Below are 17,583 nucleotides of genomic sequence, written 5' to 3'. Positions count from 1 at the left end.
TATGACGACATGATGCCGGGAAGACCACGCAAAGTTATTCAGGGACAGTCATGCGAACAGACACGGGCCAGATCGTTCACCTGGCAGATTACCGCCCCACCGATTTCGTTCTGGAGCGGGTGGATCTCACCTTCGAACTCGACCCCAAGAATACCAAGGTCGAAGCCCGTCTGATCTTTCACCGGCGCGAAGGCGCTGAGCGGCAGGCGCCGCTGGTTCTGGATGGCGACGAGCTGAAGCTTTCCAGCCTGCTGCTCGACCAGGTGGAACTTCCCGCCGGTCAATATGAGGCGATGCCGGAGAGCCTGACCATCCGCGACCTGCCGGCGGAGGCGCCCTTCGAAATCTGCGTCACCAATTACATCAATCCGCAGGTCAATACGCAGCTTATGGGGCTTTATCGCACCAATGGCGTCTATTGCACCCAATGCGAGGCGGAAGGCTTCCGCCGCATCACCTATTTCCCCGACCGGCCGGATGTTCTGGCGCCCTATACGGTGACGATCATCGCGGCGAAGGAAGGCAATCCCCTGCTGCTCTCGAACGGCAATTTCCTCGGCGGCGGCAATTACGATGAAGGCCGTCACTTCGCGGCATGGTTCGATCCGCATCCGAAGCCCAGCTATCTTTTTGCACTCGTCGCCGGCGATCTCGGCGTGGTCGAAGACACATTCACCACCATGTCCGGCCGCGATGTGGCGCTGAAGATTTACGTCGAGCATGGCAAGGAGCCGCGTGCGGCCTATGCCATGGACGCGCTGAAGCGTTCGATGAAATGGGACGAAGAGCGCTTCGGCCGCGAATACGACCTCGATATCTTCATGATCGTCGCCGTATCCGATTTCAACATGGGGGCGATGGAGAACAAGGGGCTCAACGTCTTCAACGATAAATTCGTGCTGGCCGACCCGGAAACCGCTTCCGACGCGGATTACGCCAATATCGAGCGCATCATCGCGCATGAATATTTCCACAACTGGACCGGCAACCGCATCACCTGCCGCGACTGGTTCCAGCTGTGCCTGAAGGAAGGCCTGACGGTCTATCGCGATCAGGAATTTTCCGCCGACATGCGCTCGCGCCCGGTCAAGCGCATTGCCGATGTGCGTCACCTGAAATCGGAGCAGTTTCCCGAGGATTCCGGCCCGCTGGCGCACCCGCCGCGCCCCGATACCTATCGCGAAATCAACAATTTCTACACGACGACCGTTTATGAAAAGGGTGCCGAAGTTACGCGCATGATCGCCACGATCCTTGGCGCAGACGACTTCAAGAAGGGCATGGACCTCTATTTCGAGCGCCATGACGGCGAAGCCGCAACCGTCGAGGATTTCGTCAGGAGCTTCGCTGACGCCAGCGGCCGTGACCTTTCGCAGTTTTCGCTGTGGTACACCGAAGCGGGCACGCCGCTCGTCTCCGTCTCATCGGCTTATGATGCGGGCAAGTCCACATTCAAGCTCACGCTGGAACAGACGACCGCGCCGACACCCGGCCAGCCGGTGAAACAGCCGCGTCATATTCCGCTGTCGCTGGCGCTGATCCTCGATAACGGCCAGATCGCCGAACCGCAGGCCGTCGAAGGCGGCGACTATCGCGACGGCGTGCTGCACCTGACCGAACGCAACCAGACATTTTCCTTCTCCGGCATTTCCTCGCGGCCGGTGCTGTCGATCAATCGCAGCTTCTCGGCGCCGATCAATCTGGATTTCGAGCAGAATGCGGCCGATCTGGTGCAGATCGCCCGGCATGAGACGGATATGTTCGCGCGCTTCCAGGCGCTGACCGATCTTGCCCTGCCGGCGCTGATTGCCGCCACCAGGGCCGTGCAGAATGGCAAGGACGTTCAAACGGATGCGGAGCTGACCGCAACGCTTATCGAAATCATCGGCAACGACGCACTTGAGCCCGCCTTCCGGGCGCAGGCGCTGGCCTTGCCGAGCGAAACGGATATCGCCCGTGAAATGGGCGGCGACAACGATCCGGACGCCATCCACAAGGCGCGCAACGCCACCATCAAGGCCATTGCGACGGCCGGGCTCGAAACGCTGCGGCGGCTTGCCGACAGCACGGCTGACGGCGAGGCCTATAGCCCGGATGCGGCAAGTGCGGGACGCCGTTCGCTGCGCAACGGTGCGCTGACCTTCCTCGCCTTTGCCGAGGAGACGCCGGCCCGCGCAGCGAGGGCTTTCGCCGACGCCACCAACATGACCGATCTCGCCCATGCGCTCAGCGTGCTGACCCAGCGCTTCCCGGAAAGCACGGAAACAAAGGAAGCGCTTGCCGCCTTCGAAACGCGCTTCGCCGACAATGCGCTGGTGCTCGACAAGTGGTTCTCGCTGCAGGCCGCCATTCCGGGCGACGGTGCACTCGACCGGATCAAGACGCTGATGAAATCGAAACATTTCATCGCCACCAACCCGAACCGGGTACGTTCGCTCGTGGGCACGCTTGCCTTTGCCAACCCTACCGGCTTCCACCGTGCCGATGGCGCCGCCTACCGGTTCCTGGCGGAACAGATCATCGCCATCGACAAGCGCAATCCGCAGCTCGCCGCCCGCATTCTCACATCCATGCGCTCCTGGCGGTCGCTGGAGGCAAGTCGTGCCGAACACGCCAAGGCGGCGCTTTCGACGATCGCCGACGCCAAGGGGCTGTCGACGGATGTGAGCGACATCGTCGGGCGCATCCTGAAGGGCTGACCGTCCCGCCAAAACTCCGGACAATGCCGCTACGCCGTCTTGATCGCCATCAAGGCGGCGTATTGCGTTGCGCGACATGATGGTTCGCGAGAGGCCGGGAACGGCTGAAGAGACCGGAAAGGAATTTCAGATGACGGACATGTCCAAGACCAGCGCTTCGTTTCAGCGCTTCATGACCGATGCTCCGGCCCACAAGGCGGCATGGTTTCAGGCCGTGCAGGGTCTCGGGGCGGCGTCCACGCTCGATGTGAAGACACAGAGCCTGATCTATATCGGCATTCTTGCCGCCCTGCGTCTGGAAAGCGGCCTCGCCTTTCACGTGATGGAAGCCAAGGTTCGGGGCGCAAGCCGCGACGATATCGTCAGCGCGGTGCTGACCGGTCTTCCGGCGGCGGGCAATGGCGTGATCAGCGCGCTTGGCCCCGCTCTTGACGCCTTCGACGGAGCATGAAGCCTGTTTCTCCCGCGTTCCGCAACAACCGGATCGGATTGCCGGCTCACTGATTTCGTTCATAATTCCCGCCTTCGCCGAAGCGGAAACAGACCGTCCCGAAAAAATACGGAGTCGGTTCAAGGGGTTAAATTTCTTTTAACTTTTGCCTCTGGACACGGCGAATCGCATTTGATTCACTAGTCATATTCGAGCGGCGGCGCTTCGAATCACTGGGGACATCTTGAAGGCGGGACAATGACGAACGTGCGGCGGGCGACTGCGGGCGATGAGCGGCCGTATGCCAAATTTTCTGATCTTGCGGCCTGGGGCGAAAGGCTTTCCAGCGACCTGATGGGTTTGATGAATGGCTCCGACCGCCCGATGCCGCAGGTCGAGACCCTGCTGAAACGTCTCATTCCCATTCTCATCCTCGCCTTCCTCGTCGTCGTCGCGGCCTCGCGCATGCTGGGCATCGTCGCCGAATATAGCCGCATGGAAGAGGCCGCCCGCCATTCCACGGCGCTGACGGCGCTGACGGCCAAAGCAGCCCTTCTCAACAACGATACCGTCTTCACCGCGCAGGATCGCGCCCGCGCCGAAGCCAACCTCGTCGCGGCGCTGCCGTCGGGCAGCCTTGCCGACGGTACCATGGTGCTTCTTTCGGGCAGCAATGGCCGCATTTTCGCCGGCGCTGGCAAGGAAGCGATGCTTTATATCGGCACGTCGCTGCCGGCTTTGCTTCCCGAAATCGCCATCGTGCAGCGCTTCCCCGGCGCACCCGGCACCATCGAAACCAATATTGACGGCCAGCAGCATTATGCGACGATGATCCCCTTCGGCGACGATGGCGCGATGGTGATCGCGGCCCGCTCGCTGCAGCCGATCCGTTCTTTCTGGCGCAGCGAAATCGCCATGAACGTGACGCTGTTTGCCGGCATCTCCTCGATCCTGCTGGTCGTGCTCTATGCCTATTACATGCAGGTGAAACGCGCCCGCGACGCCGACGACATCTTCGCCGAATCCAACCTGCGGGTTGAGACCGCGCTGTCGCGCGGCCGCTGCGGTTTGTGGGATTTCGATCTTTCCACCCGGCGCATGTTCTGGTCCGGTTCGCTTTACGAAATTCTCGGGCTGCCGCCGAAGGCCGCACCGCTTTCCTTCTCCGACGCGGCGCGCATGATGCATTCCGAAGACGGCAATCTCTATGAGCTTGCCCGCGCTGTCGGCTGCGGCAACCTGCGCCAGATCGATCAAATCTTCCGCATGCGCCATGCCAGGGGCCATTATGTCTGGCTGCGCGCCCGCGCCCAGGTCATCCGCACCAATAACGGCCCGCGCGTCATCGGCATCGCCATGGATGTCACCGAACAGCACCGCCTTGCGCAACGCTACGCCGAAGCCGACCAGCGCCTTGCCGACGCCATCGAATCCACCTCGGAAGCCTTCGTCCTGTGGGACAAGAACGACCGTCTGGTGATGTGCAACACCCATTACCAGAAGGCCTATGGCCTGCCGGACAGCGTGCTGGTGGCAGGCACGGAAAAAAGCACCGTCCATGCCGCAGCCGCTCGCCCCGTCGTTGAGCGTCGCGTTGCCGACCCGGACCAGTCCGGCCTGTCGCGCACCACGGAAGTGCAGCTTGCCGATGACCGCTGGCTGCAGATCAACGAACGCCGCACCCGCGATGGCGGCCTCGTCTCGGTCGGCACCGATATCACCCTTCTGAAGCGCCATCAGGAACGGCTGCGCGATTCCGAGCGCCGGCTGATGGCCACCATCGGCGATCTCTCCGCCTCGCAGCACAAGCTGGAGCGGCAGAAGACCGAGCTTTCCGACGCCAACGCCAATTATCTCGCCGAAAAAGAGCGCGCGCAGGCCGCCAACCGGGCGAAATCCGAATTCCTCGCCAATATGAGCCATGAGCTGCGCACGCCGCTCAATGCCATCCTCGGCTTTTCCGACATCCTGCAAAACGAGATGTTCGGACCGGTCGGCTCGCCGAAATATTCCGAATATGCCCGCGATATTCACGATAGCGGCAAACACCTGCTCAACGTCATCAACGATATTCTCGACATGTCGAAGATCGAGGCAGGCCATATGCGCATCAACCGCGAGACCATCGATCTCGCGCCGCTGATCGAAGAGACGCTGCGGCTGACCGCCATTCAGGCTGAACAGAAAAACATCACCGTGCAGCAGAAGGTCTGCGCCGGGCTGACCATGCAGGGCGACCGCCGCGCCATGAAGCAGATCATGCTCAACCTGCTCTCCAACGCCGTGAAATTCACCGGCGATGGCGGCCGCATCGCGCTGCGCACCCATGTGCATCAGGCCGCGATGATCCTCACCATCGCAGACACCGGCATCGGCATTCCCGCCCAGGCGCTCAACAAGATCGGCCAGCCTTTCGAACAGGTGCAGAGCCAATATGCCAAGAGCCAGGGCGGCTCCGGCCTCGGGCTTGCAATCTCGCGCTCGCTTGTTCGGCTGCATGGGGGGACGATGAAAATCCGCTCGTGTGAGGGTCGTGGCACGGTGGTAACGATCATCATTCCGCATGCGGCGGGGTGTTGCGGGACGGTGCATTGAGTTGGCGTCGGATGCGCTGACTGTCCTGCAATATGTACAGGTCGAGCGCGCGATACCCCCCTCTGCCCTGCCGGGCATCTCCCCCTCAAGGGGGGAGATCAGCTGGGAGCTAACGCTCGCTCATTCGCAACGTTAAAGATGGGCTGAAGAGTGCCGCAAATCGATCTCCCCCCTTGAGGGGGAGATGCCCGGCAGGGCAGAGGGGGGTGAAGCCTCACCCACCCACATCACCCACCATTCTTCACCGTCCCCAAAAACGCCTTCCGCACCGCTTTCGCCAGCCGCTTCACCTCTCCCTCCAGTGTCGGAATGTCAGGGCAGTCCCCCGCCCGGCAGACGAGATCGGTGAGGCCCGCCGGCGCTTCCTTCGGGTTGAAGGCGCCATCGATGCACAGCCGCACGATTTGTGAGATTTCAGTGTAGAGCGCCATCGCCGCCATGCAGTCATCAAAGGCTTGGCGCTCCATCACCGGGGCAGCGAGCGCCTGCAGCGCCTCGGCCGTGTTGCGCCCCGGTTCGTGCACCGCAAGCCCCTTCACCGGCCCCACCAGCGCCAGATATTGGGCGATGAATTCCAGATCGATCAGCCCGCCATTGATGAGCTTGAAATCCCAGTTGTTTTCCGGCGGCTTTTCCTGCTCGATGAGGCTGCGCATCTCCAGCACATCGGCCGAGACCTTGGCCACATCGCGCTTTTGCGAAAGAATGGAGGCGATGATGCGGCGCGTGTCCTCCGTCAGCGAGGCATCGCCGCAGATCAGGCGGGCGCGGGAGAGCGCCATGTGCTCCCAGGTCCAGGCTTCCTCGCGCTGGTATTTCTCGAAGGCGGAAATGCGGGTTGCCACCGGGCCCTTGTTGCCGGAGGGGCGAAGCCGCATGTCCACCTCGTAAAGCACGCCCTCCGCCGTCGGCGCGGAAAGCGCGGCAATCAGTCTTTGCGTGACGCGGGTGAAATAACGCACGACATCGAGCGGTTTTGTGCCGGTCGATTCATGGGCGGCATCGTCGTAGTCGTAGAGCAGGATAAGATCGACATCCGAACCCGCGGTCAGCTCGAAGGAGCCGAGCTTGCCCATACCCATGACAGCCACGCGCCCGCCGGGATAAAGCCCATGCGCCGCTTCCATCTCCGCCAGAACCGCATTCAGCGCCGCCTCGATGACAAGATCGGCAAGATGGGTGAAAGCGCGGGCGGCCACCTCGCCGCGGATTGCGCCGGTCAGCAGCCGCACGCCGATCAGGAAACGCTGTTCGGCGGCGAAAATGCGCAGCCGGTCGAGAATATCTTCGTAATGCCGGGCATTGGAGAGAAAGCTCCCCATGCGGTGGGCGAGATAATCGCGCGTCGGCACGTCGCTCATCAGTGCCGGATCAAGCATGCCGTCGAAGACATGCGGACGGGCGGCGATGATTTCGGCAAGGCGCGGTGCGGACGACATGATCGTTACCAGCAGGTCGAGCAGCGCCGGGTTGTTTCCGAGCAGCGAAAAGAGCTGGATGCCGGCCGGCAGGCCGGAGAGGAAATTGTCGAAACGCAGCAGCGCCTCATCCGCCCGCTTGCTTTCGCCGAAAGCGCGCAGCAGATCCGGCGTCAGCTCCGTCAACCGCTCGCGCGCCTCCACCGATTGCGTTGCCCGGTAACGGCCATTGTGCCAGGTGCGGATGACGCGGGAAATATCCTCCGGCCGCTCGAAGCCGAGGGCGGAGAGTGTCTTTAACGTATCGGGATCGTCCTTCTGGCCGGTGAAGACCAGATTGCCGGCCTCGCCTGACAGCTTCACCTCCTGCTCGAACAGCGCCGAATAACGCCGCTCCACCAGCCGCAGCACCTGTTCCAGCTTTTCCGAAAAGGCTTTGGCGTCCTCGAAACCGAGCATGAAGGCGATGCGCTTCAGTTCGGCTTCGGTGTCGGGCAGCACATGGGTCTGCTCGTCGCGCACCATCTGGATGCGGTGCTCCACTTCGCGCAGGAACCAATAGGCCTCCGTCAGGCTGTCGCGCGTTTCGGCGTCGATCCATTTCGCCTCGGTCAGCGCCGCAAGCGCCTCCTGCGTTGCGCGGACCCTGAGCGCCGGCATGCGGCCGCCGGCGATAAGCTGCTGCGTCTGCGCGAAGAATTCGATCTCGCGGATGCCGCCGCGCCCGAGCTTGACATTGTGGCCCTTCACCGCAATCGCGCCATGGCCCTTATGGGCGTGGATCTGCCGCTTGATGGAGTGAATATCGGCAATCGCCGCGTAATCGAGATATTTGCGGAAGATGAAGGGCGTCAGTTCGCGCAGGAAATTCTCACCCGCCTTGATGTCGCCCGCCACCGGCCGCGCCTTGATATAGGCGGCGCGTTCCCAGTTCTGGCCCCTGCCCTCGTAATAAAGCAGCGCCGCCTCCACGGGAATGGCGAGCGGCGTCGAGCCGGGATCGGGCCGCAGCCGCAGATCGGTGCGGAAGACGTAACCATCGGCCGTGCGCTCCTGCATGATGCGCACGAGACGGCGCATCATCCGGCCGAAATTCTCCGTCGCATCATAGGGATCGTCCATGATGCCGGCTGAGGGTTCGAAGAACACCACCGCGTCGATATCGGAGGAATAGTTCAGTTCGCGCGCGCCGAGCTTGCCCATGCCGAGCACGATGAGGCCCGACCCGTCGCTTGGGGCTGCGCCATTCTTCAGCTTCAGCTTGCCGCTCTCATGGGCGGCGAGCAGCAGGTGATCGATGGCGGCGGAAAGCGATGCATCCGCCATGTCGCTCAGCCAGCGTGTCGTATCGCGCGCGGTGAAGATGCGCGCCAGATCGGCAAGTGCTGCGATGAAAGAGAGCCGCCGCTTGGCTACCCTCAGCCGCGACATCACCTCGTTTTCGCTCGGCACCCCGCCTTCTTCGCCCGGCTTCCAGCAATCGCGCGCCTCATGGACGAGACCCGCCAGCAGCGGCTCGAGTGGTTTCGACATCGCGAGCGACAAAAGCCCCTCATCCGCCGACGCCATGTCACGCAGATAGGGGGACAGCGTGAAAGCCGCGGCGATAAAATCCTTCAGCGGGCTTTCCCCGGCAAGCAGCGCGGCCACCGCCGGCTCGCTTTTGCCGATATCCTTCAGCGTCGAAAGAACGGATTTCAGTTCCGTCTGCGTATAGGGGCGGATCACGCCCGGCAGAACCTCGCTCAGCCGCCTTTCGGCGGTTTCCCGTTTCGTCACTGTGTCTCTCCCTCTTCCGACTATCCTCTCGCCGTTCCCTGACATGCGGCTTTCAGGACCGGATGCGCCGCACCCGAAACATCCCTGCCGCCGCACCTCTTAGAATCCTCCCGGCGCATGCATCTGGCGTTGTAACAAATGCAGGCCGCTTTGCGATCATAAAACCGCCGATGGCGATGTTTTCCAAAGCGCCGTACCCCGTAATGTCTCCGCAATTGTGCCCGCGTAGCGTCAGCCTCAACGAAACCCGACTCCCCGGTTTTCCAAGGCTCGATGTTGCAACGGATATGATCATGAAACAGATTTTTACAGCGAAATTGCAAAAGAACCTGCGCGCGATGGCCCTTTGCCTGACGGCGCTGCCCATGGCGCAGGCCGTCTGCACACCCGTTTTTGCCGCCGATATCGGCAAATCGGACCGGGTGGCCGATCCGCAGGGCAATTTCGACAATGCTCGCTACAGCAGCTCCAGCGACTGGAAGATCACGCTCGGTGTGGGTGCTGCCTACGCCCCGAAATATGAGGGTTCGGACAAGCTGGAAGCAGGCGCCGTGCCGCTGGTTTCCGTCGCGTATGGAGATACGCTCAGCATCGATTTCAGCGGCGTCACCGTCAACCTCTTGAACCACAACGGCTTCAGGCTGGGTGTGAAGGGCGGCTGGGAAGCCGGGCGCAAGGAAAAGGACGACAGGAAAAACCTGCGCGGAATGGGCGATATCAAGGCGGCCGGCGTGGTCGGCGGCGTCATCGCCTATGGCGCGGACCCCTTCGAAATCTACGCCAAGGTGGACAAGACCATCGACGGCAGCGAAGGCCTGACCGCGACCATCGGCGCCAGCGTCTCGCACAAGGTCGACCAGTTCATCCTGGGCGCCGACCTCTCCGCCACCTGGGCGGACGACAAGCACATGAAATCCTATTTCGGCGTCACCTCGGCCCAGTCCGCCCGCTCGGGCCTGCGCCGCTTCGACGCGAAATCGGGCTTCAAGCGCGTCGACGCCAGCGCCTCCGTCACTTACCTTATGACCGAGAACTGGTCTATCACCGGCACGGGCGGCGTCGGCTTCCTGCTGGGCGATGCCAAGGACAGCCCCCTGTCGAAGAAGGATATTCAGCCGTTTGCGATGGTGGGCGTCGCTTATACGTTCTAGTCCGCGAGCAGGAGCGACGCGCGGCGACGGATGCGCGCTCCGGCACCTCCCCAATGAGGAAAGGCGTCCCTGCCCTCACGCCTCCTCACCCGATGAAACGCCGCAAGGCGTTTCATCGGGGCCGCGATGTTTCGCAGAACCGGCGGCCGGTTCCAGCGTGCCCTTATAAGCGACGACGAGACCGACGAAGGGCAGAGAAATTTCCACATCGAAGCAGAACCGGCCGTTTTCCTGGGACTCGAAACTCTTGCCCTTCGGCAGAAGAAAGCCGGGCAGCGGTACGCCCAGAACATGCCATCGCCGGGGGATGAGAGCCAGCCGGCCACCATGGAGCACCAGCGCCAGAGCGACGGTAACGATGCCGAAGCGCTCCGCCAGCAGATATCGATCCTTGCCCATGCCTGCCGACTGTGTGGACGAGAAGCGCCGCCCGCCGAAATTCCGCGTCCAGCGCTCCTTGCCCTTTTCCGGCGTGAAGGTGACGCTGACGGGAACCTGCTTTCCCGCCTGCGGAAAGCCGACGAGCGCGGAAATCATGCGGGCCAGTATGCCCTGTCCGCGGCGTATCTCCGCGACCCCGCTCCATTGCCTCGCGTCCTTACTGTCGTGCAGTTCCCGCAGACGCGGCGGCAAGTCATCGAAGGCCGGGCCGAGAAGCTGGCGGAACAACGGGACGTCGGGTTCCTCGCGGCGGAACCCCGTGTAGATCGTCTTGCTGCGGAAAAGCCGGTCGTAGTCGGCAAGGTTCAGCGCATCCGTGCCGGCACGCGCGCCGGGCAGCGGACACTCGCCGCCCATCATCTTGCGGACAATAGCCTCGATCGCCATGGAGGGGATGTAGGGGCCGTCATCGCCTTCGGCCAGCAAATGCCAGCTCATCTCCATCGGCCTGCCCGCTGCACGCCCCTGCGCGCGGACGAACATGCCGCCGCGATGTTCGCCAAAGCGCATCCGGTTCAGCACGGCATGAAACAGCGGCGATAGCGGCGCGAATGAGGGAAGGCCGAACCGCGCACGCGCTTTCGCCAGAAGATTCAACATACGGTGCAGAAACTCCGGCACGGGACCGGCCCCCATCCATATATCGGTCATAGACGGGTGTTCCGGTGGAATCACCTGTAAATCCGGCACATCGACCAGCGAAAAGTGAATATTGCGCAACGGCAGCCTGCTGGGCACGGCAACGGTGAAGCGCCTGCTTTCCGCAAGGCCGACGCCATGCGCTGGCCCGCCATGCCGCCAGAGTTTTATCGGCGCGCCGGCATAGCCTACCACCGCCCGCATGACGTTGAGGCCGATCCCGGCATAAGGAGACGGCGCTATTCCGCCCTCGACGGTGAGAATATCCATGGTCCTTTCCATTTCGCGCAGGACGGCGGCCGTCAGGACGGGGAAACTGCTGACGCCTGACAGGACGAAAACACCGGCGGCTTTTGCCCACTCGTCGAATTGGCTGACGCCGAAAACGAAATCGGCGGCATCTGCGAAATCGAGATAGTCTATCCCGGCGTCGATGCATGCCGTTATCACGCCGTAACATGCGCTGCCATAGGTCTGGAACGGCCCGGACGCATCGACGACAAGATCGGGCTTGTGGATACGCAGGGCGTCTGCGATATCGCGGCGATCCAGCATCAGCGGGCGCAATTGCGCCTGTCCGCGCCAGGCTGCGCAAAAGGCCTCCGCCCGTGCGAGGCTGCGGCCGCAGACGAGAATTTCAAGGCCGGACATATCGGCAAGCAGTTCCGCCAGCCGGCCGCCGAACACGCCATAACCGCCGAGGATCAATATTTTCATTGCCCTGCCGCCGCCTCTGTGCCGATGCCCGGTTTGCCTGAACGTGTGGCCATCGCCAAGGTCAAAGGATTCTCTCCCGGTACTCCGGCGGTGCCACCCAGCATTCTTCGCGTTTTCCGAACCAGCGGTAGCGATTGCGGGCGACATAACGATAGACGGGATCGCGCAAAAATGCGGGAACGATGCGCAGGACGCCCAGCAGCCGCCAGGGCATGCCGAGCGCTTCATAGATGCTCAGAACGGCGTCGCTATCCTGCCGCACCCTGTCGCCATCCACGACCAGCAGGCTGACCGGATTTTTCGGGTCCATGCCATGACGCCGATAGATTTCCGCCCCCGCTTCTCCCTGCATGGATGCGAGCCGGAAGTATCCCCGCCTGTCATGCCGCAGAACGAATTGCGCATTCACGGAACACAACACACATTCGGCATCGAAGAGGATGATCGGGTGATGCCGGTCGCCGGCCAAGGGAATTGTGCCTGCCATCCGTCGCAAGTCCTTTTGTCGATCACATCAAACCGACCTATGAAGTTCAGCAATAATCCAGACGAATATTCTTCCGATCATCTGTCAATTCAATCGCAAAAGACAGTTATTTTTCGAGGAGTTTCCGCGCAAACATCGGTGATCACCAGTGGTTACGAACGCTTGCGTCACAGGACAGATTGCAGGCGTCTCTGACGCCACGAATGCCTGCAAAATTGACCCTGTTTTACCGGCGCGGTTTGACTGTTGTGTACCATGCCGGGGTTCGTACGAAACGCATCAGGGTTTCGGAAGGGGAAACACCATCGAAACGGTCAGCCCCGGGCAGGCGGTATTCGTGGCATCCGTGTCCGCCAGCATCAGCGATCCGCCATGCAGCTCCATCACGGCCTCCACCAACGACAGGCCGAGCCCGGTTCCGGGTTTCGAGCGGCTTTCATCCAGCCTGACGAAGCGTTTCAACACCTCGCCGCGTTTGTCGGCGGGAATACCGGGGCCGTTATCGGCGACGGAGAGCACGATGGCCTCCGGTTCCCTTGCCAGACGCACAACGAGTTTTTTGTCGCCTTCGCCCTCGCAGGCATATTTCATGGCGTTGTCGATGAGGTTGGAGAGCGCCTGGCCGATCAGCTCGCGGTTGCCCTTTACCGACAGGTCAGCCTCTATTTCGGCCTCCAGCGCAAGCCCGGCATCCTCGGCCACCGGCTCGTAGAGTTCGGCGCTGTCGGCGGCAATCGCCGAGACATCCACATCGGTCATTTCGGCGGCAATTGAGCCTGCCTCGACGCGGGAAATCATCAGCAGCGCGTTGAAGGTGCGGATAAGCTGGTCGGATTCGGCGATGATGCCTTCAAGCGCTGCGCGCCGTTTCGTCTCGTCATTGTCGTCAAGCGCTGCGGCGGCCTTGTTGCGCAGCCGCGTCAGCGGCGTCTTCAGATCATGGGCGATATTGTCGGAGACCTGCCGCAGGCCTTCATTCAGCTTTTCGATGCGGCCGAGCATGGCGTTGAGCGAGCCGGACAGGCGGTCGAATTCGTCGCCGGAGCGGCCCTGCGGCAGGCGCTGCGAAAGGTCGCCGGCCATGATCTTCTTGGTCGCCGCCGACATGCGGTCGATGCGTTTCAGCGCATTGCGGCCAATGCCGAACCAGATGAGCAGCGCGCCGCCGCCCATGATGGCGAGCGCCACCATCAGCGCGTTGCGCACCAGCGCCCGGAACTTGGTGGGTTCGCCGAGGTCGCGCCCGATCAGGATGCGCAGGCCATTGTCCAGCATGAAGACATTGGCGGTGGCCAGATGCTGCACGCTGTCGCCGCTTTCGGAGTAACGCTCGTAACGGAAAGGAAAACCGGTCCAGCCTTCCTTGTCGAAAACGCCCGGCTGCACCGAAGCGACGTTGCCGGCAAGGATTTCGCCATTCGGCCCGGCGATGACGTAAAGGCTCGCCCCGGGCTGGCGGGCGCGGCGTTCCATCATCCGCAGCAGCGGGTTGATGCCGCCGCGATTATAGATGCGCTGCACATCCGAAACTTCCTGCAAGACGGCATCGCGCGTCTGCTGGTTCAGCAGCCGTTCGGAAAGGGCGGTGACATAGAAGACCAGGAAGGCGGCGCAGAGCGCAAACAGCAGGATATAGAGCGCCGAAAGGCGCACCGCTGTCGACCGGAACACTATTCTGAGGCGGGCCATTTTCGCCAATCAGCCCTCGTCCTTCATCATGTAGCCAGCGCCGCGAATGGTCTTCAGCAGCGGCTTCTCGAAATCCTTCTCGATCTTCGAGCGCAGGCGGGAGACATGCACGTCGATGACATTGGTCTGCGGGTCGAAATGATAGTCCCAGACATTTTCCAGAAGCATGGTACGGGTCACGACCTGACCGGCATTCTTCATCAGATATTCGAGCAGGCGGAATTCGCGCGGCTGCAGCAGGATTTCCTTGCCGCCCCGGCGGACATCGTGGGAGAGCCGGTCGAGTTCGAGATCGCCGACCCGGTAGATCATGTCCTGCTCGGGCTTGCCCTTGCGGCGGCCCAGTACCTCGATGCGGGCGAGCAATTCGGAAAAGGCATAGGGTTTCGGCAGATAATCGTCACCGCCGGCGCGCAGGCCGGTGACGCGGTCATCCACCTGCCCCAGCGCGGAAAGGATCAGAACCGGCGTCTCGATGCCGCGGCGGCGCAGCTCGCTGATGACGGAAAGTCCGTCGCGGCGCGGCAACATGCGGTCGATCACCATCACGTCGTAAGCGTTCTCGCAGCCCATGAACAGGCCGCTCTCACCGTCGCTCGCATGGTCGGCGACGATCCCGGCTTCGCGGAACGCCTTGGTCATATAGGCCGCAGCCTCGAGGTCGTCTTCAATGACAAGAATCTTCATGTGCGGGACAATAGCGCCCTCGCCCTTTTCCGCACAACCGGAAACAGATGCGACAGACATTTCCTGAACCTTGTTTTCCATGAGGTTTCCTCCGAAGACCTGGCCTTTGGCGTTATCTGGGCGTTATCTGGCTTCAAGACCGGGCGACCGCCTGTGGAGTGAGTGGTTGCCGCTTGTTTCTTCTTCCCGGCGGGGACAAGAAAACGGGCCGTAGCGCCCTGCCATGCTCAACCGCCCCATCTCAAGAGCGGGATACGACGCCGGCTCCCGAAAGAACCGGCATCGCCTTTCAGCCTATCAACCCTGGTCGATATCCAGAGCGATGAAGCGGCTGCCGTCATCCGTCTGGATCTGGAACAGCGCCTTGGAGCGTCCGTCCTTCTTGGCCTGTTCGAGGATCTTTTCGATATCGGCGGCGGAAGCGACCTGCTGGTTGTTGACCGAGGTGATCTTCTCACCCGTCTTCAGGCCACGGGCGGCAGCATCGCTGTCGGGATCGACATCGGTGATGGCAAGGCCGTTGCCGTCATCGGCGGGCGAAACCGTCAGGCCGAGGCTGGAGAGCACCTTCTCGCTGGAGGACTGGCCGCCCTTGTCGTCGTTCTGGCTCGGTGTCGCCTTGGAAGCATCGTCGCTGGCGAGATCGCCGAGCGTCACCGTGACAGGCTGCGACTTGCCGCCGCGCCACAGCGAGATTTCAACCTTGGTGTTGGGCGCCATGCCGCCGATGCGGCGCGACAGGTCGCGGGCATCCTTGACGGGCTCGCCATTGACGGCGGTGATGATGTCGCCCTGCTTGATGCCGGCCTTGTCGCCCGGCGAGCCGGCCTGTGGCGAAACGACGAGCGCGCCGCTGGCTTCGGAAAGGCCGAGCGATTCGGCGATATCCTTGCTGACGGGCTGGATCTGCACGCCGAGCCAGCCGCGTTCGACCTTGCCGTCCTTCTGCAGGTCGGCGATCACGTCCTTGGCGACCGATGCCGGAATGGCGAAGGCGATGCCGACATTGCCGCCGGAAGGCGAGAAGATGGCGGTGTTGATGCCGACGACTTCACCGTTGAGGTTGAAGGCGGGACCGCCCGAGTTACCGCGGTTCACGGCGGCGTCGATCTGCAGGTAGTCGTCATAGGGGCCGGAGCCGATATCGCGGCCACGGGCCGAGATAATGCCGGATGTCACCGTACCACCAAGGCCGAAGGGGTTGCCGACGGCGACGACCCAGTCACCGACGCGGATCTTGCTGTCATCGGCAAACTGGACATAGGTGAACTTGCGGTTCACATCGACCTTCAGCAGCGCCAGATCGGTGCGCGGATCGCGGCCGACGAGCTTGGCATCGAGTTCGGTACCGTCATTCATCACGATCGTATAGGCGGAGCCGTCATCGACGACGTGGTTGTTGGTGACGATGTAACCGTCTTCGGAAATGAAGAAGCCGGAGCCCTGAGCGACGGGGCGCAGCGGACCCTTGCCGTCACGGTGGCGGTTCGGGCCACGGTCGGAGCGATCCTGGTTGGGGCCGCCGAATTCCTTGAAGAAGCGCTTCAGCGGATGGTCGTCCGGCAGCTGGTCGAGGCCACGGCCACCGAAATTGAAGGAGAAATTGCTGCTATCATCGGAAGCGGGCTGCACGTTGGACTGCACACGAACAGAGACGACGGCAGGCGACACCGCATCGACCACATTGGCAAAGCTCGGAACCTGCGGCGCAGTCACCTCGACGGGGGCGGCAAACGAATGGAGGATCGGTGCGGCGATGCCGGTGGAAAGCATCAGCGCCGCAAGGCCGCCAACGGTCGTGGCCTTCAAAGCCGTCTTCAGCGAGAAATGGCAGTTTTGCGAATGAGACATGGTGTACCTTCTTTCTTCATTCAGACTGGAGCCCGTTTGACCGGGGAAGCGGTGGATGATGAAGATATAGGAGGCGACACCTTACGGCGAAGTGTCTGACGAATGAAAAATCCGTAATGTTGAAAAAGAACCGTGGGGAAAAATGAAAAACGGTTATTTTTCAATGAGATTGCGAATTCTCATCTCTTCGTCCGCGCTCAGTTTCTGCGGCTGTTCCTGGCTTGCGCGACGGCGGGAAAACACGAAGACGGCGAAAATTCCCGCAAGGGTGAGACCGATGGGCGCGCCCCACAAAAGCACGGTGCGCAGGCTGAGGCGCGGTTTCAGGAGCACGAACTCGCCGTAACGCGACACGACATAATCGATGACGGCCTTGTCGCTGTCACCCTCGACCAGCCGTTCGCGCACCAGAACCCGCAGGTCACGCGCGAGCTCCGCATTGCTGTCGTCGATGGACTGGTTCTGGCAGACCATGCAGCGGAGCTGAGACGTGAGGTTGCGGGCGCGCTGCTCCAGCACGGGGTCTTTGAGGACTTCATCCGGGTTGAAGGCGAAGGCCGGAGAGGCGGCAGCGAAGACGAGGGTGAGAAGAAGAGCGAGCCTTGCCACTCTCTCCCTCATTCCTGTGCTTGTCACAGGAATCCAGCCAGCCCAAGTCTTTGGGCTGAGAGGAGTCCTTCGCCGCGCAGACGCGCGTCGGCTGGATTCCTGTGACAAGCACAGGAATGAGGGGAGCAAGACCACACTCATTCCGCCGCCTCCGGCATTGCAGCCCGCACCGGCTTCGCCTTGCGATTCGGCGCTCCGACCCGCAAACGCCTGTCCGAGAGCGAGATGAAACCGCCCGCCATCATGAACAGCGTGCCGCCCCAGATGCACAGGATGAAGGGTTTCCACCAGATGCGCACCACCATGCCGCCATCGGCCATGGGGTCACCCAGCGAGACATAAAGCTGGCTGAGGCCGAAGGTCAGGATGCCGGCTTCCGTCGTCGGCATCC

12 protein-coding genes are annotated in these 17,583 nt (G+C 62.1%); 4 read left to right on the top strand and 8 right to left on the bottom strand.

Going from position 1 to position 17,583, the window contains the following annotated elements:
- Positions 1 to 50 precede the first annotated feature (50 nt).
- The 3 genes from pepN to EM858_RS24585 all read left to right on the top strand — a co-directional run bounded on the left by pepN (position 51) and on the right by EM858_RS24585 (position 5,724).
- Complete coding sequence (gene pepN / locus EM858_RS24595) at positions 51 to 2,699, top strand: aminopeptidase N (RefSeq protein WP_127758283.1); 2,649 nt, start codon at positions 51 to 53, stop codon at positions 2,697 to 2,699.
- 130 nt (positions 2,700 to 2,829) lie between these two features.
- Positions 2,830 to 3,150 carry a carboxymuconolactone decarboxylase family protein gene (locus EM858_RS24590; RefSeq protein WP_127758282.1) on the top strand — a complete coding sequence of 107 codons (321 nt, stop codon included), beginning with the start codon at positions 2,830 to 2,832 and terminating at the stop codon, positions 3,148 to 3,150.
- A gap of 237 nt (positions 3,151 to 3,387) precedes the next feature.
- Positions 3,388 to 5,724, top strand: coding sequence for a PAS domain-containing sensor histidine kinase (locus EM858_RS24585; protein WP_127758281.1), 2,337 nt, complete (start codon positions 3,388 to 3,390; stop codon positions 5,722 to 5,724).
- Between the two features lie 227 nt (positions 5,725 to 5,951).
- Here EM858_RS24585 and EM858_RS24575 read toward each other — a convergent pair whose 3' ends face one another.
- Complete coding sequence (locus EM858_RS24575; protein ID WP_127758280.1) at positions 5,952 to 8,921, bottom strand: bifunctional [glutamine synthetase] adenylyltransferase/[glutamine synthetase]-adenylyl-L-tyrosine phosphorylase; 2,970 nt, start codon at positions 8,919 to 8,921, stop codon at positions 5,952 to 5,954.
- Positions 8,922 to 9,208: 287 nt separating this feature from the next.
- Here EM858_RS24575 and EM858_RS24570 point away from each other — a divergent pair, with 287 nt between their 5' ends.
- Positions 9,209 to 10,072 (top strand): MipA/OmpV family protein, encoded by an 864-nt coding sequence (locus EM858_RS24570; RefSeq protein ID WP_164865557.1) that lies wholly within the window; start codon positions 9,209 to 9,211, stop codon positions 10,070 to 10,072.
- A gap of 75 nt (positions 10,073 to 10,147) precedes the next feature.
- Here EM858_RS24570 and EM858_RS24565 read toward each other — a convergent pair whose 3' ends face one another.
- From EM858_RS24565 to EM858_RS24535, 7 genes are all read right to left on the bottom strand, one after another.
- Positions 10,148 to 11,869, bottom strand: a complete 1,722-nt coding sequence (locus EM858_RS24565; RefSeq protein WP_127758279.1) for an SDR family oxidoreductase — start codon at positions 11,867 to 11,869, stop codon at positions 10,148 to 10,150.
- Between the two features lie 61 nt (positions 11,870 to 11,930).
- A complete protein-coding gene (locus EM858_RS24560; RefSeq protein ID WP_127758278.1) occupies positions 11,931 to 12,356 on the bottom strand; it encodes a thiol-disulfide oxidoreductase DCC family protein in 426 nt (141 codons plus the stop codon).
- A gap of 279 nt (positions 12,357 to 12,635) precedes the next feature.
- Positions 12,636 to 14,045 (bottom strand): ATP-binding protein, encoded by a 1,410-nt coding sequence (locus EM858_RS24555; protein ID WP_127758306.1) that lies wholly within the window; start codon positions 14,043 to 14,045, stop codon positions 12,636 to 12,638.
- A 9-nt stretch (positions 14,046 to 14,054) separates the two neighbouring features.
- On the bottom strand, positions 14,055 to 14,813 hold the full coding sequence (locus tag EM858_RS24550; protein WP_080853212.1) for a response regulator transcription factor: 759 nt from the start codon (positions 14,811 to 14,813) through the stop codon (positions 14,055 to 14,057).
- A 216-nt stretch (positions 14,814 to 15,029) separates the two neighbouring features.
- Positions 15,030 to 16,583, bottom strand: coding sequence for a Do family serine endopeptidase (locus tag EM858_RS24545; protein WP_127758277.1), 1,554 nt, complete (start codon positions 16,581 to 16,583; stop codon positions 15,030 to 15,032).
- 153 nt (positions 16,584 to 16,736) lie between these two features.
- Complete coding sequence (locus EM858_RS24540) at positions 16,737 to 17,204, bottom strand: cytochrome c-type biogenesis protein CcmH (RefSeq protein ID WP_162934050.1); 468 nt, start codon at positions 17,202 to 17,204, stop codon at positions 16,737 to 16,739.
- A gap of 125 nt (positions 17,205 to 17,329) precedes the next feature.
- The coding region (locus EM858_RS24535) for a cytochrome c-type biogenesis CcmF C-terminal domain-containing protein (RefSeq protein ID WP_280960151.1) at positions 17,330 to 17,583 on the bottom strand (254 nt) is incomplete at its 5' end.

This window comes from Agrobacterium sp. CNPSo 2736, from assembly GCF_004005385.1.
GTDB classification, from domain to species: Bacteria; Pseudomonadota; Alphaproteobacteria; order Rhizobiales; family Rhizobiaceae; genus Agrobacterium; species Agrobacterium leguminum.
This window is presented reverse-complemented; position numbering and strand designations above follow the sequence as displayed.